The following is a 23,972-nucleotide window of genomic DNA, read 5'->3' on the forward strand; positions in this document are numbered from 1 at the left end:
GTCTTCCCGCCACACAGGCCGTCGAGAGGTAGCGGCCGGGCGCTGGTGTTATTGAGTTGCAAACTGAACGCTGCGGTAAGTGTAATAGTCTCCGCGCGAGGCGCTGCTTACCCTGCCGGCATTGTCCAGGAGAGCTTTCATGGGTCACGACCACGACCATCTGCCCAGCGAGATCCGCCACGAAAAGCCGCTGTGGTGGGCGCTGGGGCTGACCACCACCTTCCTGCTGGTGGAGGTGGCCGGCGCGTTCTGGACCAACAGCCTGGCACTGTTGTCCGATGCCGCGCACATGGCCACCGATACGCTCGCGCTGATGGTCGCGCTGGTCGCGGTCCGGCTCAGCCGGCGCCCGCCCGATGCCAAGCGCACCTACGGCTATGCGCGGCTGGAAGCCATCGGCGCGATGATCAACGGCGGCATGCTGTTCGTGGTCGCCGGCTACATTCTGTGGGAGGCGGTGCAGCGCTTCCGCGCGCCGCAGGAGATCGCCTCCACCGGCATGCTGGTGATCGCGGTGTTCGGGCTGGTGATCAATCTCATCTCGATGCGCCTGCTGCGCGCCGGCAGCGGCGAGAGCCTCAACGTCAAAGGCGCGTACCTGGAAGTCTGGGCGGACATGCTCGGCTCGGTAGCGGTGATCCTCGGCGCGTTGCTGATCCGCTGGACCGGCTGGAAGCCGATCGATCCGATCCTGGCCGTGCTGATCGGCCTGTGGGTACTGCCGCGCACCTGGGTGTTGATGCGCGAGGCGATCAACGTGCTGCTGGAAGGCGTGCCCAAGGGCATGGATGTCGCGGCGGTACGCGGCACCCTGTGTGCCCACGATGGGGTGGTGGACGTGCACGACCTGCACGTCTGGGCGCTGGCGTCCAGCACCCCGGCACTGACCGCGCACGTGGTGATGGGCACCGGTGTGAATGCGGACCGCCTGCGTCGCGAGCTGGGCACCCGGTTGCACGAGCAGTACGGCATCGACCATGTGACCCTGCAGATCGAGGCCGACCACTGCGGCGATCCCTGCAGCGTCGGCAGCCCCCGCGACCGGCACGCCGATGACCATGCGGGGCACGACCACGCGGCCCATGCGCACGACAGCCACGACAGCCACCGCGCTGCACCGGACGCGCAGGGCCATCACGGGCATCCGTATCCCTGAGGTCTACCGGCGGCCCCACGGCGGACGGGCAGGGCAGGGTTGCCGCTACAATGCGGGTCTGCCTTGCCATCTGTCGGAGATACTGCAGTGACCCGGAAACTCGTACTGTTGCGCCACGGCCAGAGCCAGTGGAACCTGGACAACCGCTTCACCGGCTGGGTGGACGTGGAACTGACCGAACAGGGCCGCCGCGAGGCTGCCGCCGCCGGCCGCCTGATGCGTGAAGAAGGGCTGCAGTTCGATGTCGCGCATACCTCGGTGCTCAAGCGCGCCATCCACACCCTGCAGGGTGCCCTGGCCGAACTGGACCAGGACTGGCTGCCGGTCAGCAAGAGCTGGCGCTTGAACGAGCGCCATTACGGCGGCCTGCAGGGCCTGGACAAGGCCGAGACCGCCGCCAAGCACGGCGAGGACCAGGTCAAGATCTGGCGCCGTTCCTACGACATCCCGCCGCCGGCGATGGACATCGAGGACCCGGGCCACCCGATCCACGACCGCCGCTATGCGGGCCTGGACCGCAACGCGCTGCCGGGCACCGAATCGCTGGCCACCACGCTGGACCGCGTGTTGCCGTACTGGTTCGATGCGATCGCCCCCCAGCTCAAGGACGGCAAGACCGTACTGGTCACCGCGCACGGCAATTCGCTGCGCGCGCTGTACAAGTACCTCAACAATGTTTCGCAGGAAGCGATCCTGGAGCTCAACATCCCGACCGGCATCCCGCTGCTGTTCGAACTCAACGACGACCTGACGGTGCAGTCGTTCCGCTACCTAGGCGACCCGGAAGCGGCACGCAAGGCCGCCGAGGCCGTGGCGAACCAGGGTAAAGCGAAGTAAGAGCGAAAGGCCGGCAAATGCCGGCCTTTCGTTTTGTTCGCCCTTTGATATCGGGCGCTCCACCACAGGTTCGCTCCCTGTGTTCCAGTGGGGCTTCACGGTTCTCGTGGCATCAGTGCAACAATAAACTCTGTGCCAATGGGGAGGGCATCCCGATAATCAGCTTTGATTGCGGAGACGTTCTTGCTGGTGTTGTGCCATGGGTCCATCCAGCCTTGGGGCGTCATCAGCAAATAGTGATCAGATTGGTAGGGCGCTTCGCCTCGGATGCAGACGATCGATCCTGCTGGGAACTGCGCAGGTCTACGCCAATCTGCGATGTACCAGAGATCGTGGTCTGCAAGGGACCAGATGATTTCATGAACATCTAGTCCAAGCGGCGCTTCGTCCAGTTTCCCGTCCTTATGGTGCTCAAGCCGTTTGAGGGCTGCGTCGTACTCAATTCCAAGAAGAGAAGCCACGCAAGCGACGCCGCATCCCCACTCATTCTCTTGTTTTACAAGCCTGTATTTATTCATTGCAACTCACATTTTTAACGATTTCTCACCATAGAGCTCCTGCTGCTCTACGAGCAAGGCGTCTCGTCGCTCCCGGTGTGTGACCTTTGGCCGGTCCGCACCGGCCCGTCCCGCGCTACGCTGCCCGATTGCCCGTGGTCCGGGTGATGCATCCATCTGTAGCCGGAGAGTCGAATGAAATTTTCCAAGCTGGTCCCGCTGGGTCTGACCGCCGCCATCGCCGTGTCGCTGGCCTCCTGTGGCAAGACCGATACCGCGCCTGCCGCCACCGCCGATGCCACGCCGGCGTTTGATCAGTCGCAGATCAAGACCGCGCTGATCTCGCTCAACACTGCCGATCTGGACACCGCCATCGCCGCCTGTACCGACCTCAACGGGTTCGTGAACAGCAAGTGGCTCAAGGCCAATCCGGTCCCGAACGACCAGACCACCTGGGGCAGCTTCGAAATCCTGCGCGAGCGCTCGCTGGAAGTGCAGCACGCGCTGGTCCAGCAGGCCGCCGCCAGCCAGGCCAAGGCCGGCACGGTGGAAGCCAAGATCGGCGACATCTGGAAGACCGGTTCGGACGAGGCCAAGATCGACGCCGCCGGCATCACCCCGCTGCAGCCGCAGCTGGACAAGATCGCCGCGCTGAACGACACCGCCGCCATCACCCAGTACCTGCGCGACAGCCAGGCGGTGGGCCAGGGCGTGCTGTTCTCGCTGTTCGCCAATGCCGATTACAAAGATTCGGCCAACGTCATCGCCTATGTCGGCCAGGGCGGCCTCGGCCTGCCGGAGAAGGGCTACTACTTCGACGATTCGCAGGCCAAGATCCGCGACGCGTACGTTGCCTACATCGCCCAGGTGCTGACCCTGTCCGGCGTCGATGCCGAGCAGGCCAAGTCCCAGGCCAAGGCCGTGATGGAGTTCGAAACGCGTCTGGCCCAGGCCTCGATGTCGCGCATCGACATGCGTGACCCGGCCAAGCGTTACAACCCGGTCAGCGCTGCTGATGCGGACAAGCTGACCCCGAACTTCAGCTGGACCGCCCTGTTCGATACCCTGAAGGTGCCGGCCGCGCAGAAGTTCTCGATGGCCCAGCCGGGCTTCTTCGGCGAAGTGGACAAGATGCTGGCCGACGTGCCGGCCGCCACCTGGCAGGCCTACCTGCGCTTCCACACCATCGATGACGCTTCGCCGTACCTGAGCAGCGCCTTCGAAAAGGCCAACTTCGATTTCTACAGCACCACCCTGCGTGGCCAGAAGGAAATGCAGCCGCGCTGGAAGCGTGTGCTGGAGTCGGTCAACGGCGCCATCGGCGAAGGCCTGGGCCAGATGTATGTCGACGCGGTGTTCCCGGCCGACTCCAAGGTGCAGATGCAGCACCTGGTGGAGAACCTCTCGGTGGCGCTGAAGGCGCGCCTGGAGAAGCTGGAGTGGATGAGCGAAGACACCCGCAAGAAGGCACTGGAGAAGTGGGCCAGCTTCACCCCGAAGATCGGCTACCCGGACAAGTGGCGTGACTGGTCGGGCCTGGAAACCAACGGCGACAGCTACCTGGGCAACATGCAGGCCGCGCGCACGTTCAACTACCGCTTCATGCTCAACAAGATCGGCAAGCCGGTCGACAAGACCGAGTGGGGCATGACCCCGCAGACCGTCAACGCCTACTACAACGCCACCAAGAACGAGATCGTCTTCCCGGCGGCGATCCTGCAAGCGCCGTTCTTCGACGCCAAGGCCGATCCGGCGCTGAACTACGGCGGCATCGGCGCGGTCATCGGCCACGAAATGATGCACGGCTATGACGACTCGGGCAGCCAGTTCGCCGCCAACGGCAACTTCGACAACTGGTGGACCGACAGCGACCGTGCGGCCTTCACCCAGCGGACCGACCAGCTGGTCGCGCAGTTCGACGGCTATGAGTCGCTGCCGGGCGTGAACGTGAAGGGCAAGCTGACCCTGGGCGAGAACATCGGCGACCTCGGTGGCCTGACCGTGGCCTACGACGCGCTGCAGATGGCGCTGAAGGAAGACCCGAAGGCCAACGTAGCGGTGGACGGCCACACGCAGGACCAGCGCTTCTTCATGAACTGGGCCACAGTGTGGCGCCGCAACTTCAACGAAGGCGAGCTGCGCGTGCGCCTGAACACCGATCCGCACGCTCCGGCCAACTTCCGTGCCAATGGCGCGCCCTCGAACATGCCCGCGTACGCGCAGGCGTTCGAGTGCAAGGCCGGCGATGCGATGGTGCGGGCCGACGACAAGCGCGTTGTGATCTGGTGATCGCACGCGGTTGAGTGACATGAAAAACCCGGCGGACGCCGGGTTTTTCTTTTCCAGCACGCTCGCGGCAAACCCAAGCGGAGACTACGTAGCGGAGGCCATCATCCGGGTGAACAGGCCGAACACCTGCGGGTCGACCAGGCCACCCTGCTGCTCGGCGAGGATGCCCATCGCCTTGGCATGCGGCATCGGGCCGCGGTACGGGCGGGTGGTGGTCATGGCGTCGTACCCATCGACGCTGGTGAGCACGCGTGCGCCCAGCGGAATGTCGCTGCCTTTCAGGCCATCCGGATAACCACTGCCATCGAAGGCCTCGTGATGGCTGCGGATCAACCGCGCCACCTCGGCGGCATCACTGCGCCCGGTGGTGGCGAAGATACGCTCACCACGTTCGGGGTGGGTGCGCATGATCGCGCGCTGAGCGTCGTCCAGGCGCGCGGGATACAACAGCACGTTGTCCGGAATGCCGATCTTGCCGATGTCATGGAAGCGCGCGGCCAGCGCCAGATGCGCGCGCTGCGTGTCGTCCAGATCGCACAGGCGCCCCAGCTGATCGCCGAGCAGGCCGACCCGGTCGCAGTGGAAACGGGTGTACTGGTCGCGCATCTGCAACGACATCGACAGCGCATCGATGGAGCAGACCTGCGAAGGGGTGTCGTCGAACATGGGGGCGGTCACGTGGGGTCGGATGGCCGGCCGTCAGTGCCGGGGTCGGGCAGGCCGCCACGTGGCGCCTGCCCCTTGAACGATAGCGCCTGGCGACCGACGCCAGGCGTGAAATCAGCGCGGTGAGAGGGTCAGCAACAGGGCCTTGGCGGCGCTGAAGCGGTCTTCCGGCAGCGGCAACGGGTGCTTGATGCGCAGCTTGTCCGGCCCGTCCATCGCGTACAGCTTGGGCTGCTTCTGGATCAGCTGGATGACCGCCATCGGGTCGATCTCCGGCTTGGGATTGAACACGATGCGCCCGCCGTTCTCGCCCAGCTCCAGCTTGCGGATGCCCAGCACATTGGCCTGCAGCTTGAGCTCGGCGATCGCGAACAGGTGCTTGGCCGGGTCCGGCAACAGCCCGAAGCGGTCGATCATCTCCACCTGCAGTTCGCGCAGCTCAGCACTGTCACGCGCACTGCTGATGCGCTTGTACAGGGTCAGGCGGGTATGCACGTCGGGCAGGTAGTCATCCGGGATCAAGGCCGGTACATGCAGTTCGACCTCGGCACCGCGCGCTTCTTCGCCCGCATCCAGGTCCGGCAGTTTGCCCAGGCGGATGCTGCGCACCGCACGTTCCAGCAGCTCGGTGTACAGGCTGAAGCCGACCTCGGCCATCTGGCCGCTCTGGTCCTCGCCAAGCAGCTCGCCGGCACCGCGGATTTCCAGATCGTGGGTGGCCAGGGTGAAGCCGGCCCCGAGTTCGTCCATCGAGGCGATGGCCTCCAGACGCTTCTCGGCATCGGGCGTCATCGCGCGCTTGTCCGGCACCACCAGGTAGGCGTACGCCCGGTGGTGCGAGCGACCCACGCGGCCGCGCAGCTGGTGCAGCTGGGCCAGGCCGAAGCGGTCGGCGCGGTTGATGATGATGGTATTGGCGTTGGGAATGTCGATGCCCGATTCGATGATCGTGGTCGACAGCAGCACATTGAAGCGCTGCTTCTGGAAGTCCAGCATCACCCGCTCCAGCTCGCGCTCGGGCATCTGCCCATGGGCGATGCCGATGCGTGCTTCGGGCACCAGCTCGGCCAGCTCGCGTTGCATGCGGCCGATGCTCTCCACGTCGTTGTGCAGGAAGTACAGCTGGCCACCACGGGCCAGTTCGCGCTGGAACGCTTCGCGCAGCAGGGCGTTGTCCCAGGCGGTGATGAAGGTCTTGACCGCCAGCCGGTTCGGCGGCGGCGTGGCGATGATCGATAGATCACGCAGCCCGGCCATGGCCATGTTGAGCGTGCGGGGAATCGGCGTGGCGGTCAGGGTCAACAGGTGCACGTTGGCGCGCATCGCCTTGAGCGCTTCCTTCTGGCGCACACCGAAGCGCTGCTCCTCATCGACCACGACCAGACCGAGGTCCTTGAACTTCACGTCCGGCTGCAGCAGGCGATGGGTACCGATGATGACGTCGATGGTGCCGGCGGCGACCTTCTCCAGTTCGGCCTTGATCTCCTTGGTGGATTTGAAGCGCGACAGCACCTCCACCCTGAGCGGCCAATCGGCGAAGCGATCGCGGAAATTGCGGTAATGCTGTTCGGCCAGCAGGGTAGTCGGCACCAGCACGGCGACCTGCTTGCCGGCGCTGGCGGCGGCGAACGCGGCGCGCACGGCGACCTCGGTCTTGCCGAAGCCGACATCGCCGCAGACCACGCGGTCCATCGGCTGGCTGCTGGCCAGATCGCGCAGGGTCGCGTCGATCGCGGCCAGCTGATCAGGGGTTTCCTCGAACGGGAACCCGGCCGCGAACGGCTCGTACATCGCGCGGTCCACATGCAGCGCCAGGCCGGCACGGGCACGCCGACGCGCCTGGATTTCCAGCAGCTCGGCGGCGACGTCGCGGACCTTTTCGGCCGCCTTGCGCTTGGCCTTGGTCCACTGCTCGCCACCGAGCGAATGCAGCGGGGCGGTTTCCGGCGAGGCACCGGAATAGCGGCTGATCAGGTGCAGCTGGGCAACCGGCACATACAGGCGGTCGCCCTTGGCGTATTCGATTTCCAGGAACTCGCCGGGCATGCCGCCGGCATCGAGCACGATCAGGCCGCGGTAGCGACCGACACCGTGGTCTTCATGCACGATCGGCGAACCTTCGCTGAGCTCGCCGAGGTCGCGGATGATCGCTTCCGGCTCGCGTCCGGCCCGGCGGCTGCGGCGCTGCTGGCCGGCGCGCTCGGGGAACAGCTGACGTTCGGTCAGCACCGCGATCGGCGGGCTTTCCAGCGCGAAACCGTCTTCCAGCGGCGCCACGGTGATGCCGAAGCGCACGCTGTCGTCGGCCAGGAAGCCGGGCAGATCGGCGACCACCGGCGGCTTCAGCTCGGCGGCGAGCAGCACTTCCAGCAGGGCTTCGCGGCGGCCGGCGGAATCGGCGGCGATCAGCACCCGGCCCGGGTAATGACCGATGAAGGATTTCAGTGCCTCGGCAGCCGGCGCATCGCGGGCGGCCACCGGCAGTGGCGGCAGTGGCTGGTCGCCCAGCGGCTGTGCATCGCCGATGCGGTCGTGATCCAGTGGCCAGACTTCGACGCGGGCCAGGCCGTTGAGCGTGGCGCGCAGTTGTTCGGGGCTGGCGTACAGCTCTTCCGGCGCCAGCAGCGGGCGCTCGACATCATGACGGCGCTGCTCGTAGCGGTTCTGCGTCTGCGCCCAGAAGGCGGCCGCAGCATCGAACACGTTCGGCGCCAGCACCGGCAGCACGTTGGGCTGGAGGTAATCGAGCAGGGTCGCGGTCTTGTCGAAGAACAGCGGCAGGTAGTACTCGATGCCGGCCGGCGCGATACCGGCCTTGAGATCCTGGTAAAGCGCGCTGCGCCGGGTATCCACATCGAAGCGCTCGCGCAGCGTGTTGAGCACGCGCGAGACGCTGAGATCATCCAGCGGCACTTCACGGCCGGGCAGCATGTGCACCGCTTCGACCTTGTCCAGCGAGCGCTGGGACTCCGGATCGAAGGCGCGGATCGAATCGATATCCTCGTCGAGCAGTTCCACCCGCAGCGGCGCCTCGGCTCCCATCGGGTAGACGTCGAGCAGGCCGCCACGCACGGCGAAATCACCCGGGTCCATCACCTGCGGCACGTTGCGGTAACCGGCCGATTCCAGGCGGCGCTTTTCCGCGTCCAGATCCAGGCGCTGGCCGACCGTCAGGTCGAAGCTGCCGCCGATGACGTACTTGAGCGGTGCCAACTGCTGCAGCAGCGTCTGCACCGGCACCACCACGATGCCGCGCTTGAGCGCAGGCAGGGCATGCAGCGCGGCCAGCCGCTGGGAAATGATGTCCGGGTGCGGGCTGAAGGCGTCGTAGGGCAGGGTTTCCCAGTCCGGGAAGGCCACGATCGGCACGTCGCCGGCAGTGCCGAGCAAGGTGTGCAGATCGGCTTCGATCTGGTTCGCGCCATGGTTGTCGCGCGCGACCACCAGCAACGGCCCGTCGTGCGACTGCGCCGCGCGGGCGATGTACCACGCCAGCGCTGTGGCCGAAGCGGGAGCGCGCCACCAGGCGCGGAGCTGTCCAGGACGTGGCAGCGGCGGAACGGGATAGGAAGTGCGTGACATGAACCGTCGATTTTAGCAGACCGCAGCCTGGCGGCCGCGTCATCCGGCGGCGGCCGGGCAGTGCCCGGCCGCCCGTCATCAGCTGTCGAGTTCAAGCACCATGCGCACCAGGCCCGGCGTACCGTTCGGGTGCGGGATCGGCTGGAAGCCCAGCGAGGCGGCCAGCTGCTTCATCGGCTCGTTCTCTTCGGCAACATCGCCGTACAGACGATCCAGGTACTTGCCGCGCGCCCACTTGACCAGCTTGCGCATCAATTGCCGGCCCAGGCCCTGGCCGACCAGGAAGCGGCTGACGAGGATCGCGTACTCGGCCTCGCGGGTGCCGGGGATGATCGAGGCACGCGCGACCGCACCCACCACGGCTTCACCGGCAGGCAGCGACTCGGCTGCGACCAGGGTGATTTCGCTCTTGGGATTGGGATGGGTCAGGCGCTGCGTCGTTTCCGGCGACAGTTCGGTCACCGACTGCAGGAAGCGGTCGCGGATTTCTTCGGGACCGAACAGACTGAAGGCGGCATGCAGCGGCGGGCCGTCTTCCGGCCGGATGGGGCGGATCAGCAGCTCGTGGCCACTGGGTGCCTTGAAAATCTCGTGCCAGGGCGGCATGCGGTTACGGGTAGCCATACCGGTGATTCCTTGGTGGTCTTCGGATTCTCGCATCCCGGGGGCAGCGTTCCGTGAACGGATCACTCACGCCGCGCCGGACGGGAGGCGCCGGCCAGGCCGGGGTTCCGGCCTGGATTCAGGGGGTCATTCGGCCTGCTTGAGCCACTGCAGGCGGGTCGAGGCGCCGGCCTCGCCCAGGTGCTGCTTGAGCGCCGGCATGGCCGGGGCCAGGACCTGGTCGAACTGCCACGGCGGGTTCAGCAGCAGCATGCCGCTGCCATTGAGCCGCAGCGGGGAGTCGTCCGGGCGGATCAGCAGCTCGGCGGTCAGCACCGATTTCACCGGCAGGGCACACGCCTTGCGCAGGAAGTGCAGGATGGTCCGGCGCTGCTTGATCGGGAACCAGATCGCAAAGCTGGCCTGCGGCCAACGGCCCAGGATCTCGGTCACCGAGGCCAGGATGGCCTGGTATTCGGCGTCCTGCCCCTCGTAGGGCGGGTCGATCAGGACCAGCCCACGGCCGATCTTCACGCCGTTGGCCTTGGGCGGCAGCAGCTTCCTGTTCTGGGCATAGCCATCGGCGTGATACACGGCCACCCGGCTGTCATGGGCGAACAGTGCCTTCAGCGCCGTGGCTTCGGCATCCTGCACTTCGCACACGGCCATGCGGTCCTGCTCGCGCAGGGTCTGGGCGGTCAGCAGCGGCGAGCCGGGGTAGCTGATCATCGCCCCGACCGGGTTGTCGGCCTGGACCGCCTTGAGGTAGCGCTCCACCACCGCGGGCAGCTGCGGCTGGGCCATCAGGCGCATCACGCCGTCTTCGGCCTCCAGCGTCTTGCGGCTTTCCTCGCTGGCCAGCAGGTAGCGGCCAGCGCCGCCGTGGGTGTCCAGCACGAAGAACGGGCTGTCCTTGCGCTTGAAGGTGTCGAGCAGGGCAAGCTGCACGATGTGCTTGAGCACATCGGCATGGTTGCCGGCATGGAAGGCGTGGCGGTAATTCATCGGCGCAGTGTACGGGGCGGCGGGCCCAGCGGCTATGCTGCGCGCATGAGCCACCCCCTGCACAACGTCCTGGTGGTCGAGGACGAAACCGCCATCGCCGATACCGTTCTGTATGCACTGCGCAGTGAAGGCTACGGCGCCCAGCATTGCCTGCTCGGCGGTGAGGCGCTGGCCCGGCTGCGCCAGCACGCCTTCGATGTGGTGGTGCTGGATGTGGGCCTGCCGGACATGAGCGGCTTCGAGGTCTGTCGCACGCTGCGCACCTTCAGCGAGGTGCCGGTGATCTTCCTGACCGCCCGCAATGACGAGTTCGACCGGGTGCTCGGCCTGGAGCTGGGGGCGGACGACTATATGGCCAAACCCTTCTCGCCGCGCGAGCTGGTGGCGCGGGTGCGCGCGCGCCTGCGCCGGTCCGCGGCCCCTGCCGACACCACCGGCTGGCAGCAGCTCGGGCGCTTCTCGATCGACCGCGAGGGCAGCCGGATCCGCTTCGGTGACCAGCCGCTGGACCTGACCCGCTACGAATACGCACTGATGGCCGCCCTGCTGCAGCGCCCCGGCGCGATCCTCAGCCGCGCCCAGCTGATGGACCGCGGCTGGGACAGCGACGCCGACAGCGCCGACCGCACGGTGGATACCCACGTCAAAACCCTGCGCGCGAAGCTGCGTGCCGCCGGTGCCGAGACCGACCCGATCCGTACCCACCGTGGCCTGGGCTACGCACTGGAGGTGTAGGCATGCGGCTGGGCCTGAAACTGTTCCTGGGCTTCTTCCTGATCGTGGGTATCGCCGCGTTCTTCGTGATGCGCATTTTCGTCAACGAAGTGAAGCCCGGCGTGCGCCAGGCGATGGAGTCCACGCTGGTCGATGCAGCCAACGTGCTGGCGGAAATGGCCGCGGCAGACCTCAAGGCCGGGCACATCCGCGACGGCCGCTTCGTCGCCGATCTGGCGCGTGCCAAGCGCCGCGACCCGAAAGCGATGGTGTGGCGTTTTCCCAAGCGCACGCTGGATTACCAGGTCACCATCACCGATGCCAAGGGCATCGTGGTGTACGACTCGACCGGCCGCGATGTGGGGCGCGACAACTCACGCTGGAACGATGTCTACCGGACGCTGCGCGGCGAGTACGGCGCGCGCTCCAGTCCGGAAACCCCCGGTGACGACACCCACTCGGTGATGCACGTGGCCGCGCCGATCTTCGATCCGGCCGATGGGCGCCGCTTGATCGGTGTGCTCAGCCTGGCCCAACCCAACCGCAGCATCGATCCCTTCATCGCCGCCAGCCAGCGCGCCATCATGAAGCGCGGTGCCTGGCTGATCGGTCTCTCGGCGCTGATCGGCCTGCTGATGACCGCGTGGCTGATGCACGGCGTGAACCGGCTCAACCGCTATGCCAAGGCGGTCAGCGCCGGTGAGCCGGTGCCGCCGCCGAAGCCGCGCCGCGATGAGATCGGCGATCTGGGCCAGGCGCTGGAAACCATGCGTCGCAAGCTGGAAGGCAAGGCCTACGTCGAGCAGTATGTGCAGTCGTTGACCCATGAAATGAAGAGCCCGCTGGCCGCGATCCGCGGCGCGGCCGAACTGCTGCAGGAACCGTTGCCGGACGCGGATCGGGCGCATTTCGCCCGCAGTATCGAAGGCCAGGCGCAGCGCCTCACCGAAACCATCGACAAGCTGTTGGCGCTGGCCGAGGTGGAGCAGTACGGCTGGCTGCAGAAGCACGAGCGGCTTGCACTGGCGGCGTTGCTGGAGTCCGCCGCCGACGCGGTGGCGGTGCGTGCGCAGGCCGCCGGGGTCACGATCGCGGTGGAGGCGCAGGCCGAGAGCGTGCAGGGCGATGGCTATCTGCTGCGCCAGGCACTCAACAATCTGCTGGAGAATGCCGTGGCCTTCTCACCGGCCGGCAGCACTATCACGCTCGGTGCTGGTGCGGAAGGTGAGGGCATCGCACTGACCGTGGCCGACCGCGGCAGTGGCGTGCCGGACTACGCGCTTGATCGCGTGTTCGAGCGCTTCTATTCGCTGGCACGGCCCGGCACCGGCCAGCGCAGCTCCGGCCTGGGCCTGTCGTTCGTGCAGGAAGTGGCTCGCCTGCACGGCGGCCGTGTGAGCCTGCGCAACCGCGATGGCGGCGGTGCGCAGGCGGTGTTGTGGCTGCCCTTGCGGCTGCCTTCGGTACCGCCGCGGCGCTGACCGCCGCCGCACTTCACATAGACTTCAAACTCGGCACAAACCCCGCACACCGGCGCGCGGGAAGCTGGCCCCCTCCCAACCGAGGACGGGTCATGAAATCCCTGAAGATGCTGTTGCGGTTCGCCATTGTCGGCGGGCTGATCCTGTTGCTGCTGATTCCGCTGAGCCTGATCAAGGGCGTGATCCGCGAGCGTGAGGCGTACCGCGACGAGGCTTACCAGCGCGTGGCGCAGAGCCGCGCCGGCGCGCAGATTCTGACCGGCCCGATCCGGGTGGTGCCGTGGACCGAGACCCGCGAGGTCGAGGTGGTGGATGCGGCCGGCACCAAGAAGAAGGAAAAGCAGGTCGAGCAGGGCCAGTGGCTGCAGATGCCGGCCACGCTCACGGTGGACGGCGTGATGCAGCCGGACGAGCGCCGTGTCGGCCTGTTCCGCGTGCCGGTCTATAGCTGGAAGGCCACGATCAGCGCCGCGTTCGCCGATGACGACTACCCGGTGAAAGCAGGCCGCGTGTATGGCACGCCCTTCCTGACCGTGGGCATCGCCGATGTGCGTGGCCTGGTCGGTTCGCCGAACCTGCGTGTGGATGGCAACGCCGTGACGCTGTTGCCCGATGCCGGCGGCGTCAGTGGCATCGGCACCGGCCTGCATGTCGGCTTGCCGGGCCTGGCGGATGAACGGGGTGGCGTGCTCAAGGGCAGCAAGGTCGAGCTGGAGCTGGTGCTGGATGGCACCCGGTCGCTGTCGGTGGTGCCGGTGGGCGATGACAGCCGCATCGCGCTGCGCTCGCCGTGGCCGCACCCGCTGTTCGGCGGCAGCTTCCTGCCCAACGAACGCAAGGTGGACGCGCAGGGTTTCGACGCCCAGTGGGCGGTGTCTTCGCTGGCCTCGCGTGCCCAGCACCAGCTGCGCAACCGCCCGGACATCGACGCTGAAGCGGTGAGCGTGGAGCTGGTCAATCCGGTCGATGTGTATACCCAGGCCGACCGCGCCAGCAAGTACGGCATCCTCTTCATCCTGCTCACCTTCGTCGGCTTCATCCTGTTCGAGCTGATCAAGCAGCTGCGCATCCACCCGCTGCAGTACCTGATGGTCGGCCTGGCGCTGGCGATCTTCTTCCTGCTGCTGCTCAGCCTCTCCGAGCACATCGCGTTCTGGCAGGCCTATGCGCTCTCGGCACTGGCGTGCATCGGCATCCAGACCGTGTATCTGTCCGGCGTATTGAAGAGCTGGAAACGCGGCCTGGGCTTTGCGGTGATGCTCAGTGCCCTGTATGGCGCGCTGTATGGGCTGCTGATCTCGGAGAACAACGCGCTGCTGATGGGCTCGCTGCTGCTGTTCGGCGTGCTGGCCGCGGTGATGTGGGTGACCCGCCGGGTCGATTGGTACGAACTCGGCGCGCGGCTGAGCTGAGGAACGGACATGAGCTTGCACCGCTGTCTGCACGAACGTGTGCGCCGGGCGCTGCCCGCCCGGCTGGAGGTGGCCTCGCTGCTGGAGGGCGAGGCCTCGGGATGGCCGTCACCGCTGAGGGCACTGCCTGGGGTGCCGGCAGCGCCGGGGCTGCTGCGTTTCGGCTTGGCACCGGCCACCTGCGAGGCGATCACCGTGCACGGGCTGCGCTTTCTGGAACAGGCACGGCAGGCGCGCGGGCGCCTGCCGCTGCCGCACTGGTGTGGCGACTATCGGCCGTGGCGTGAGGGTGCACAGGCGTTGCGTGAGGTCGGCATCCGCGGGTTGCCTGCGGGCTGGCCGGCGCATGCAGCGGTCTACGCCAGCGCCTCGGAAGACCGCAGCCGCTGGTTGCTGATCCTGCCTGGCCGTGGCCAGCTCTGGTACGGCTGGATGGAATGACCATGACTCTTGGCCCGGGGGCGCGCGGGCCACCCTCGATAGACTCGGGGATTGTTCGTGGTCTGGCCGAGAGGCAGGGGTAATCGTGTTCAAGTGGGGCATGTTGAGCGTGGCATTGGCATTGAGCGGCGTCGCCGATGCACAGACGAAGGAAACGGTGGACCTGGACATGGTCAGCCGCATCCGCCAGGAAGCCTTCCACCGGTCGCAGGTGATGGCGACCTTCAGCCACCTGACCGAGCAGATCGGCCCGCGCCTGACCAATTCGCCCGCGATGGGCGAGGCCAACGCCTGGACCCGCAGCAAGTTCAATGAGTGGGGCCTGGTCAACGTCCATGACGAAGCCTTCGATGCGTTCGGCCGCGGCTGGGAGTTCAGCAACGCCAGCGTGGAACTGCTGAGCCCGCGCGTGGCGCCGCTGTATGCGCTGCCGAAGGCCTGGACCCCGGGCACCAACGGCCCGGTCGAGGGCGAGGTGATCAAGGTCGAGATCAAGAAGCTCGCCGACCTGGATCAGTACAAGGGCAAGCTCGCCGGCAGGATCCTGCTGCTCAACGATGCACGCGATTACGAACGGGCCACCAAGTCCGATTCGCATCGCCACGATGATGCCGGCCTGGCGGAGCTGCAGGTGTTCGCGGTGCCCAAGGACGTCGCCGATGCCAAGGCCGACCGTGCCAAGAAGGCCAAGGAATATCTGGAGAAGCAGGAACTGACCCGCGCCACCAACGCCTTCTTCGCCGAGCAGGGCGTGCTGGCCACGATCAGCATCAGCGGCTGGGACAACGGCATCATCCGTGTCGGTGGCGGTGGCTCGCGCAAGGCCGGTGAACCGGTCGGCGTGCCCGAGCTGGCGATGATGGCCGAGCACTACAACCAGCTGGTGCGGGCGGTCGACCAGAAGCACGCGGTCAAGCTGCGCGTGAATGTCGAAGCCCGCTTCACCGATACGCAGGACCAGCCCGGCTACAACACGCTGGCCGAGATCCGCGGCAGTGGCAAGGCCGATGAGATCGTGATGCTCGGCGCGCACATGGATTCCTGGCACACCGGCACCGGTGCGGCCGACAACGCTGCCGGCGTGGCGGTGATGATGGAAGCCATGCGCATCCTCAAGGCGGTGGGTGCCAAGCCCAAGCGCACCATCCGCGTGGCGCTGTGGAGTGGCGAGGAGCAGGGCCTGATCGGCTCCCAGGATTACGTGTCCAAGCACTTCGCGCGCTACCCCGAGCCGACCGACCCGGCGCAGCTCACGCTGCCGGCCTCGATGCGTGAGCCGACCGGCGCCCTGCAGCGCCAGCGTGATTACGACAAGTTCTCGGCGTACTTCAACATGGACAACGGCTCGGGCCGCTTCCGCGGCATCTACGCGCAGGAGAACCTGGCCGTGGTGCCGATCTTCGAAGCGTGGCTGGCCCCATTCCACGATGTGGGCGCCACCACCGTGGCCACCCGCAACACCGGCAGCACCGACCACATCGCATTCGATCGCGTCGGCCTGCCCGGGTTCCAGTTCATCCAGGACCGCCTGGACTACTTCACCAACGTCCACCACAGCAACCTGGACACGTGGGACCACGCCGAGCCGGAAGACCTGAAGCAGGCCGCCGCCATCGTGGCCTCGTTCGTCTACAACGCGGCCATGCGCGATGAAAAGCTGCCGCGCAAGCCGTTGCTGACGCCCTGAGGGCTACCGCGTGGGCGGCCTGGAAAGGGCTGCCCACGCCATGCCGGGCAGGGAGTGCCCGGTTTGCGGCCGGGGCGGGGTAAAATTGCCGGGATTCCGTTTCCCGCCCTGAGCCCTCCATGACCTGCCGCACCCGTTTTGCCCCCAGTCCCACCGGCTACCTGCACATTGGTGGCGCCCGCACGGCGCTGTACTGCTGGCTGGAGGCCCGTCACCGTGGCGGCGAATTCGTGCTGCGCATCGAAGACACCGACCGCGAGCGCAGCACCCAGGGCGCGATCGACGCGATCCTGGAGGCGATGGAGTGGCTGGGCCTGGGCTATGACGAAGGCCCGATCTACCAGACCCAGCGCGTGGCCCGCTATCTGGAAGTGGCCGAGCAGCTGGTCGCCGATGGCAAGGCGTACTACGCCTACGAGACCAGGGAAGAACTGGACGCGATGCGCGAGGCCGCCATGGCCAAGCAGGAAAAGCCGCGTTACAACGGCGCTGCGCGTGACCTGGGCCTGCCGTACAAGGACGACCCGAACCGCGTGATCCGCTTCAAGAATCCGCTCGATGGCACGGTGGTGTTCGATGACCTGATCAAGGGCCGCATCGAGATCGCCAACAGCGAGCTGGACGACATGGTGATCTTCCGCCCGGATGGTTTCCCCACCTACAACTTCGCGGTGGTGGTGGACGATTGGGACATGCGCATCAGCGAGGTCATCCGCGGCGACGACCACATCAACAACACTCCGCGCCAGATCAATCTGTACGAGGGCATCGGCGCCCCCGTGCCGAAGTTCGGCCATATGCCGATGATCCTGGACGAGCAGGGCGCCAAGCTGTCCAAGCGCACCGGCGCGGCCGACGTGATGCAGTACAAGGACGCCGGCTACCTGCCCGACGCGCTGCTGAGCTATCTGGCCCGCCTGGGCTGGTCGCATGGCGACCAGGAGCTGTTCAGCCGCCAGGAGCTGATCGATCTGTTTGATGTGACCAACTGCAACTCCAAGGCCGCGCGCCTGGATATGGCCAAGCTGGGCTGGGTCAACCAGCACTTCCTGAAGACTGAAGCGCCGGCCGACATCGCCCCGCACCTGGTCTACCAGCTGAACAAGCTGGGCCTGGATCTGAACGCCGGTCCGGCGCCGGCGGACGTGGTGGTGGCACTGCGCGATCGTGTGCAGACGCTGAAGGAAATGGCCGAGAAGGCGGTGGTCTGGTACCAGCCGTTGACCGAGTACGACGAAGCCGCGGTGGCCAAGCACTTCAAGCCGGGCGCGGAACTGGCGCTGGGCAAGGCCCGCGAGCTGTTGGGCGCGGCCGGGGAATGGACGGTGGAGAGCGTCTCGGCGGCACTGCACGACGTGGCCACGGCGCTGGAGATCGGCATGGGCAAGGTGGCGCAGCCGCTGCGCGTGGCCATCACCGGCACCCAGGTCAGCCCGGACATCTCGCAGACCGTGTTCCTGGCCGGGCGTGAAGAGGCCTTGAAACGCATCGAGGTCGCACTCACTAAAGTACCGACGGCCTGACCACAGGAGACCGCGCATGTCCGCAAAGACCGCTTGTACCGCTCCGCACCATCACGTTCACGACGCCTCCGACTTCGTGAAGGTGGTCGAACGCGTGTGCTCGGAACGCGGGCTGCGGCTGACGCCGATCCGCGCGAACGTACTGCGCCTGATCGCCGAGGCCGGCAAGCCGGTCAAGGCGTATGAGTTGCTGGAGTGGGTGCGCAACGGCAAGGGCGTCGGTGCCGACGCTCCGCCGACGGTATACCGCGCGTTGGATTTCCTGATGGCCAACGGCTTCGTGCACAAGCTGGAATCGGTGAATGCGTTCGTGGCGTGCCACCATCCGAGCAGTGCGCAGCATTCGGTGCCGTTCCTGATCTGCAACAGTTGCCACAGTGCGGTGGAGCTGGAGGACAAGGAGATTGTCAGCCAGCTGGAGAAGCGGGCGAAGGAGCTGGGGTTCCAGCCGCAGGCGCAGACGCTGGAAGTGCATGGCCTGTGCGCGCGCTGTGCGGGGTAGGTACCGACCGTTGGTCGGTACGCAGTTGATGTTGAAAAGCCGCGCATCTGCGCGGCTTTTTCGTTTCTGCTGCGAAAGCAGCCACTCTGTTTCCCGCTGCGGAAGCGAGCCGGGCAACCTGGAGCGGGACGCGCCGTAAACCCATCCTTGGGGGCTCGTGAGCGGCATCCATGCCGCTCCAACGGTCCCGTTCCAGGCTGCCCAACTCGCTTCCCGACGGTTTCGGACTGGGGTGGGGAACGGCGTTGGCGTTCTGCGCGCAGGCGCGTCACGGCTTCGCATCGGCCGGCTCGCGCCCTTCGGCGGCGGTATCCACCCTGACGATCACCGACATGCCAGGACGCAGACGCGGTGACAGCGGCTGATCGGGGTCGATGGAAATGCGGATCGGCAGGCGCTGGACGACCTTGGTGAAGTTGCCACTGGCGTTGTCCGGACGCAGGACACTGAACTCCGAGCCGGTCGCCGGGGCGATCTGTTCGATGTGGCCGTGCAGCTTCTGGCCATCGAAGGCATCCACGGAGAAGGTGGCCGGTTGGCCGATGCGCATCTTCCAGGTCTGGCCTTCCTTGAAGTTGGCGATCACCCACAGGGCATCGGGCACCAGGAACAGCAGCTGCGAACCGGCGGTGACGTATTGGCCCAGGCGCACCGAGGCTTCGCTGACCTGACCGTCGCGCGGCGCCTGGATCACCGTGTTGGCGAGGTCGATCTTCGCCAGTTCCAGCTGCGCCTGGGCGGTCTCGACGCGGGCTTCCAGGCCTTTGCGGGCGACCTGGGTGGAGGTCAGGGTTTCTTCGGCGATGCGGATCTGGGCCTGCGACTGCAGCACGCTGGCCTGCGCCGATTGCGTGGTGGTGCGGAACTTGTCGCGGTCGTTGAGGGCGACCAGTTGCTGGTCGGCGAGTTCTTCGTAGCGCTTGAGTTCGGTACGCGAGCGCGAGAGCTCGGCCTGGCCAGCAGACAGGTTGGCCTGCGCGGCCTGGATCTGCGCGCGGTTCTGCGCCTGGGATTGGTCGGAGTTGGCCAGCGCGGCCTTGGCGCTGTCCAGGTCGGCTTCGGCCTGGACGACCTTCTCGCGGTAGATGCGGTCGTCGATGCGCAGCAGCGGTTCGCCCTGTTTGACGTGCTGGAAGTCCTTGACCAGCACCTCGGTGACATAGCCGTTGACCTGCGGCGCGAGCACGGTGATCTGGCCGCGCACGTAGGCGTTGTCCGTGGTCACCCGGGAGGTCTCGAACGGCCACAGTGACCAGGCACGCAGGATCAGCGCGATGCCGATCAGGGCGATCACGATCATGATGATCACCGCACGCAGGCTCGGCTTGAGGTACTTGGGCACGCCAGAGGGGGCGGCCGCGGGTGGCGGCGCAGGGGCGGGCGCAGCGTCGGTCGGCGGCGGTGGGTTGACGTTTTCCGGGGCGGTATCGTCGTGCGGGGGTTGGGTCGACATGGGCGGGCTCATCGGGGCGCGACGCTGGCGGGCGTCGGCGCGGAAAGGGGAGGTGTCGGCGCGTGGCGTTTGCGCCACTGCTTGAGCACGGCGGTGCGCACCGCCAGCAGCAGCAACCAGCCAAGGAAGACCAGCGCCACGCGGCCGCTGAGCGCGAACACGTCATTGAACGCGCGCACGTTGGCTTCGCGACGGGTGATCTGCGCCAGCTGCGCGGTGCCCTGCGCGCTGCGCTGCACCGGGTCGGTGATCAGCCTGGCGTAAAGCTGCTGTTGCTGTTTCAAGCGCTGGGCAACCACGTTGTCAGCCGGATCCAGCTGGCTCACCAGCGCACCGGAGTACACCTGCTCGCGGTGCAGCTGGTACGTGCCCAGCACGGCCGAGCCGGCCAGGCCACCCAGGGTCTGGGTGATGGAGAGCGTGACCAGGAAGGTGATCATGTGGTCCACGCCCTGCTTCAGCGCCTGGGTGATGCCGAGCATGATCAGCGGCCCCATGAACATGCCGGCGCCGACGGACGCCAGGAACTGGCTGGCGAAGAAGTCGTGCGGGCGATCCAGGCTGGTGCGGCTCTGGTCGAGCAGGGCCGCGCTGCCCAGCAGCAGGATGGCCATCAACAACTGCGGAATGAGTCGCTTCGGGCCGAAGGTGAGCGAGCTGGCGGCCATGCCGGTGATCACGCCGGCCAGGATCACCGCGAACAACGGGCGCATCTGGTCCGGGCCCATCCCGAGCGTACGCATCAGGCCGACCACGCCATAGGACTGCTCGGTGGTCAGGAAGCGGATCAGGAACGCACCGATGATGAAGTGGATCACCGGCAGGCTGGCCAGCCAACGCGTCTGCAGCAACGGGTTGCGGCGGTAGTGCTCGATGATGAAGCCGGTGGTGGACAGCGCGATCGAGGCGACCAGCGCCCAGCCCAGCCACGGCGTATCCAGCCACCAGCGGGTGTAGCCCTGCGCCAGCACGACCACCAGCAGGCCGACGGCAGGGGCGAGCAGCGCGAAGGTGAGGAAGTCGAGCGGTTCGAACGCCTTGATCTGCGCCCCCGGCGGCAGCTTGAGCACCACCACGGCGGCGAACGCGCACAGCGCCAGCCCGGCCTCGAACAGATACAGGTTGTGCCACTGCCCGGTGTCGACCAGGCCCGGCGAGACCAGCCACGCGATCGGTACCGCAAGTTGGGAGATGCCCACGCCGATCACCAGCAGGTTGCCGGTGTATTTGCGCGGCAGCGACTGCAGCATGTACAGCGTGCCCAGGGTGCTGCAGGCGGCACCGGCGAAGCCGCTGGCCGCGCGCATCAGCACGGTGGTTTCGAAGGTGCCGACGAACAGATGCAGCACCGCCAGCGCGGCGTACAGGCCCAGCCCGATCTCGGCGAACAGGCGGATGCCGTATTGCTGGCGGAACTTGAAGGCGAGCAGGTTGGCGGTCACGTTGACCATCGCATAGGCGGCCACCAGCCAGCTGCCCTGCGCCGGAGTGAGCCCGAGCTGGCCCTGCAGGAACGGCAGGTTGGCGCTGACCAGGGCATTGCCCAGGCCGCCGGTGATGCCGACCAGCAGCGCGACCAGGGCGTAGGCGAGGCGGCGGTGCGGCGGATGCCACGGCATCGACGCCGAGCCCGGCAGGGTCGGTTTTTCGTGCTCCTCCCAGTCCGGAACCGGCTTGAGGTACTGCGGCATCATCCCTCCCCGTCGGCAGGCCCCCGCAATCCGCCACGCAGCAATTGCAGGGCGCGCGTGGCCAGCCGGGCGCGTTCGTCACGCGTCTTGCCACGCAGCGCGGCTCCCAGCATGCCTGAGATGAGTGAAATGTCCGTCGTTTCCAGATCGGGGCGGCACAGGCCGGCGGCGATCGCGCGGGCGATCGGTTCGCGCAGCAGTTCGACGATCGTTTCGCGGGCGGCGCGGATCGGGATCTGATCAGGATCGACCGCGCGCCAGTAATCGGAGAGGGCAGGCGATTGGACGATGCGGTTGGCCATGCCTTCGAGGACGTCGAACAATGCGTCGTCGCGGTCGCCGAGGGTCTGCACCTGCCGCGCAATGCGGTTGACCGTGCGCTGGAGCAGCGCCTCGACCAGTGCGGCGCGGTCAGGGAAGTTGCGGTACAGCGTGGCCCGGCCGACCTGGGCACGCTCGACCACCAGGTCCAGCGGGGCGGTCACGCCATGCTGACCGAACACGGCATCGGCAGCGTCGAGGATCTGGGCGCGGCGGGCGGCCGCGTCGGCACGTTGGGTAGGCATACGCGCATCATCGGACAGAACTGTCCGGCGGGAAAGGGCCTGCGTCGCTTTCAGCGCACCGCGGTTGGCGCGCGCTGGGCAATGTCGAGGGCGGGTGAGCTCAGCGCGGCGCGGGCACGCCGTGACAGCCGCCCATCCGGGCTTCGCGGATGGGCAGATTGATCAGCGCGGCGAGCACGGCCAGGCCCATGTCGGCGTACCACATCCACAGGTAGTTGCCGGTGTGCGCCAGCGCCAGGCCGCCGAGCCATGCACCAAAGAAACCGCCCAACTGGTGCGAGAGCAGGGTCAGGCCGAACAGGGTGCCGAGGTAGCGCGGGCCGAACAGCTTGCCGACCAGCCCGGCGGTGGGCGGAACGGTCGCCAGCCAGGTAAAGCCGAGCGCGGCGGAGAACACGTAGAAGGTGAGCGGGGTAGGCGGCGCAACGAGGTAGACCCCGATCATCACGGCGCGGCTGGCGTACATCCAGAACAGCAGGTACTTCATACGGTAGCGCTGGCCGAGGGCGCCGATGATCAGGCTGCCGGCGACGTTGAACAGGCCAATCAGCGCGATGGAGGACGAGGCGACGGTGGGCGAGAGCCCGCACAGCGCGATTTCGCCGGGGAGATGGGTGACCAGGAAGGCGATGTGCAGGCCGCAGGTGAAGAAGCCCAGATGCAGGTACCAATAGCTACGATCGCGTGCGGCGATGCGCAGCTGTGCGGGCAGACCGCCGTCATCGGTGGCGCCGGCGGTGGGCGCATGGTCGCCCGCGCGACGTCGCAGCGGCCAGGCCAGCGGCACCGAGAGCAAAGTGATCACTGCCATGGTGATCATGGCCCGCGCCCAGCCGGCGGTGCCGATGATCCATTGGACCAGTGGCGCGAACACGAACTGGCCCAGCGAGCCGCCGGCATTGATGAGGCCGGCGGCGAACGAGCGCTTTTCGGCCGGCAGGCGGTGGGCGGTCGCGCCGATCAGCACGGAGAAACTGCCGGCGCCGGCACCGGCGGCCATCAGCAGGCCGAGGGTGAAGGTCATGCCCAGCGGGCTGGTCAGCAGCGGTGCGAGCAGCAGCCCGGCCGCGAGCAGCAGGGCACCGAAGATGAGCACGGGCAACGCGCCGCGCTGGTCGGCGATGGCCCCGAACACGGGTTGCACCGCGCCCCAGACGAATTGGCCGACGGCCAGTGCGAAGCTGATCTCGACGATGCTCACGCCGGTGCCGCGGTGGATCGGGTCCACGTAGAGGCCGGAGGTCTGGCGCACGCCCATGGTGACCATGAGGATGGCGGAGGCGGCGACCAGCAGGCCCCAGTGCATGGCGGGTGCGCGGGTAGCAGTGGTTGACGTACTCATGCGTCGGCTCCGGTGGGCAGGGCGTGGTCGAGTTGGTCGAGCAGGGCGTTGAGCCGGGCGGTCGGCGTGGGCCCGAAGGTGGTTTCCACTTCCTGTTGCGCCCGTTGCCACAGGGGGCGCGCGCGACGAAGGCAGGCCTTGCCGGCAGCGGTGATGACGATCAGGCGTTGCCGGGCGTCATCACCGCGGCGTTGTTCAAGCCAGCCGGCGGTGAGCAGCGGTTTGAGGTTGCGGGTGAGCGTGGTGCGGTCCATGCCAAGCGCCTCGGCCAGATCGCCCAGTTGCCGCGGTGCGGGGGCGCGACGCAGGATGGAGTAGGCGTTGAGGCTGAGCCCGGCGGGGGCGAGGTGGGCGTCATAGATCTGCGAGAGCCGGCGTGCCGCGCGACGCAGGCGGAAGCAGGTGCAGGGGCTCTGGGTCAGCGGGTCCATGGGCGTGTGCCGGGGTGGGTGGCTGGATGATACGTGCATATGCACGTAGTTCGTCAAGCACAAAAAAAGGGGGCCTTTCGGCCCCCTCGGGTCA

20 protein-coding genes are annotated in these 23,972 nt (G+C 67.0%); 10 read left to right on the forward strand and 10 right to left on the reverse strand.

The genetic code is table 11. From position 1 onward, the window contains the following. Positions 1-139 precede the first annotated feature (139 nt). Positions 140-1,156 carry a cation diffusion facilitator family transporter gene (locus ACW6W5_RS10115; RefSeq protein ID WP_152151680.1) on the forward strand — a complete coding sequence of 339 codons (1,017 nt, stop codon included), beginning with the start codon at positions 140-142 and terminating at the stop codon, positions 1,154-1,156. Positions 1,157-1,243: 87 nt separating this feature from the next. Further along, positions 1,244-1,993, forward strand: coding sequence for a 2,3-diphosphoglycerate-dependent phosphoglycerate mutase (gpmA, locus tag ACW6W5_RS10120; protein WP_038689579.1), 750 nt, complete (start codon positions 1,244-1,246; stop codon positions 1,991-1,993). A gap of 95 nt (positions 1,994-2,088) precedes the next feature. On the opposite strand, the gene ACW6W5_RS10125 is transcribed toward gpmA, so the two are convergent. Further along, positions 2,089-2,511 carry a hypothetical protein gene (locus tag ACW6W5_RS10125; protein ID WP_152151682.1) on the reverse strand — a complete coding sequence of 141 codons (423 nt, stop codon included), beginning with the start codon at positions 2,509-2,511 and terminating at the stop codon, positions 2,089-2,091. 174 nt (positions 2,512-2,685) lie between these two features. Here ACW6W5_RS10125 and ACW6W5_RS10130 point away from each other — a divergent pair, with 174 nt between their 5' ends. Beyond that, the gene (locus ACW6W5_RS10130; protein WP_152151684.1) at positions 2,686-4,779 is read left to right on the forward strand and encodes a M13 family metallopeptidase; all 2,094 of its coding nucleotides are present in this window, start codon (positions 2,686-2,688) and stop codon (positions 4,777-4,779) included. A gap of 84 nt (positions 4,780-4,863) precedes the next feature. On the opposite strand, the gene ACW6W5_RS10135 is transcribed toward ACW6W5_RS10130, so the two are convergent. From ACW6W5_RS10135 to ACW6W5_RS10150, 4 genes are all read right to left on the reverse strand, one after another. Continuing rightward, positions 4,864-5,445 (reverse strand): HD-GYP domain-containing protein, encoded by a 582-nt coding sequence (locus ACW6W5_RS10135; protein ID WP_152151686.1) that lies wholly within the window; start codon positions 5,443-5,445, stop codon positions 4,864-4,866. Between the two features lie 114 nt (positions 5,446-5,559). Continuing rightward, complete coding sequence (mfd, locus tag ACW6W5_RS10140) at positions 5,560-9,027, reverse strand: transcription-repair coupling factor (RefSeq protein WP_152151688.1); 3,468 nt, start codon at positions 9,025-9,027, stop codon at positions 5,560-5,562. A gap of 78 nt (positions 9,028-9,105) precedes the next feature. Continuing rightward, entirely contained in the window at positions 9,106-9,651 is a 546-nt protein-coding gene (locus ACW6W5_RS10145) for a GNAT family N-acetyltransferase (RefSeq protein ID WP_019184458.1), read from the reverse strand. 126 nt (positions 9,652-9,777) lie between these two features. After that, complete coding sequence (locus ACW6W5_RS10150; RefSeq protein WP_121041383.1) at positions 9,778-10,635, reverse strand: 23S rRNA (adenine(2030)-N(6))-methyltransferase RlmJ; 858 nt, start codon at positions 10,633-10,635, stop codon at positions 9,778-9,780. Between the two features lie 45 nt (positions 10,636-10,680). Here ACW6W5_RS10150 and creB point away from each other — a divergent pair, with 45 nt between their 5' ends. The 7 genes from creB (at position 10,681) to ACW6W5_RS10185 (ending at position 18,395) form a co-directional block, all read left to right on the forward strand. Then, positions 10,681-11,370, forward strand: a complete 690-nt coding sequence (creB, locus tag ACW6W5_RS10155) for a two-component system response regulator CreB (protein WP_121041385.1) — start codon at positions 10,681-10,683, stop codon at positions 11,368-11,370. Between the two features lie 2 nt (positions 11,371-11,372). Then, positions 11,373-12,830, forward strand: a complete 1,458-nt coding sequence (creC, locus tag ACW6W5_RS10160; protein ID WP_152151690.1) for a two-component system sensor histidine kinase CreC — start codon at positions 11,373-11,375, stop codon at positions 12,828-12,830. Positions 12,831-12,922: 92 nt separating this feature from the next. Continuing rightward, positions 12,923-14,242, forward strand: coding sequence for a cell envelope integrity protein CreD (gene creD, locus ACW6W5_RS10165; RefSeq protein WP_121041389.1), 1,320 nt, complete (start codon positions 12,923-12,925; stop codon positions 14,240-14,242). 9 nt (positions 14,243-14,251) lie between these two features. After that, a complete protein-coding gene (locus tag ACW6W5_RS10170; protein ID WP_152151692.1) occupies positions 14,252-14,683 on the forward strand; it encodes a hypothetical protein in 432 nt (143 codons plus the stop codon). Positions 14,684-14,783: 100 nt separating this feature from the next. Further along, complete coding sequence (locus ACW6W5_RS10175) at positions 14,784-16,370, forward strand: M28 family metallopeptidase (RefSeq protein ID WP_152151851.1); 1,587 nt, start codon at positions 14,784-14,786, stop codon at positions 16,368-16,370. 119 nt (positions 16,371-16,489) lie between these two features. After that, on the forward strand, positions 16,490-17,893 hold the full coding sequence (gene gltX, locus ACW6W5_RS10180) for a glutamate--tRNA ligase (RefSeq protein ID WP_152151694.1): 1,404 nt from the start codon (positions 16,490-16,492) through the stop codon (positions 17,891-17,893). Between the two features lie 16 nt (positions 17,894-17,909). Then, positions 17,910-18,395: a Fur family transcriptional regulator gene (locus ACW6W5_RS10185; RefSeq protein WP_019184450.1), complete on the forward strand. Its 486-nt coding sequence runs from the start codon at positions 17,910-17,912 to the stop codon at positions 18,393-18,395. 268 nt (positions 18,396-18,663) lie between these two features. Here ACW6W5_RS10185 and ACW6W5_RS10190 read toward each other — a convergent pair whose 3' ends face one another. From ACW6W5_RS10190 to ACW6W5_RS10210, 5 genes are all read right to left on the reverse strand, one after another. Then, the gene (locus tag ACW6W5_RS10190; protein WP_152151696.1) at positions 18,664-19,848 is read right to left on the reverse strand and encodes an HlyD family secretion protein; all 1,185 of its coding nucleotides are present in this window, start codon (positions 19,846-19,848) and stop codon (positions 18,664-18,666) included. A gap of 8 nt (positions 19,849-19,856) precedes the next feature. Continuing rightward, positions 19,857-21,542, reverse strand: a complete 1,686-nt coding sequence (locus ACW6W5_RS10195) for an MFS transporter (protein ID WP_152151698.1) — start codon at positions 21,540-21,542, stop codon at positions 19,857-19,859. Further along, entirely contained in the window at positions 21,539-22,105 is a 567-nt protein-coding gene (locus ACW6W5_RS10200; protein WP_121041399.1) for a TetR/AcrR family transcriptional regulator, read from the reverse strand. The genes ACW6W5_RS10195 and ACW6W5_RS10200 overlap by 4 nt, the downstream gene beginning before the upstream one ends. A 100-nt stretch (positions 22,106-22,205) precedes the next feature. Continuing rightward, positions 22,206-23,447, reverse strand: coding sequence for an MFS transporter (locus ACW6W5_RS10205; protein ID WP_226956596.1), 1,242 nt, complete (start codon positions 23,445-23,447; stop codon positions 22,206-22,208). Beyond that, positions 23,444-23,878, reverse strand: a complete 435-nt coding sequence (locus ACW6W5_RS10210; protein WP_152151700.1) for a MarR family winged helix-turn-helix transcriptional regulator — start codon at positions 23,876-23,878, stop codon at positions 23,444-23,446. The genes ACW6W5_RS10205 and ACW6W5_RS10210 overlap by 4 nt, the downstream gene beginning before the upstream one ends. Between the last annotated feature and the right edge of the window lie 94 nt (positions 23,879-23,972).

The organism is Stenotrophomonas sp. IS26 (assembly GCF_054188265.1).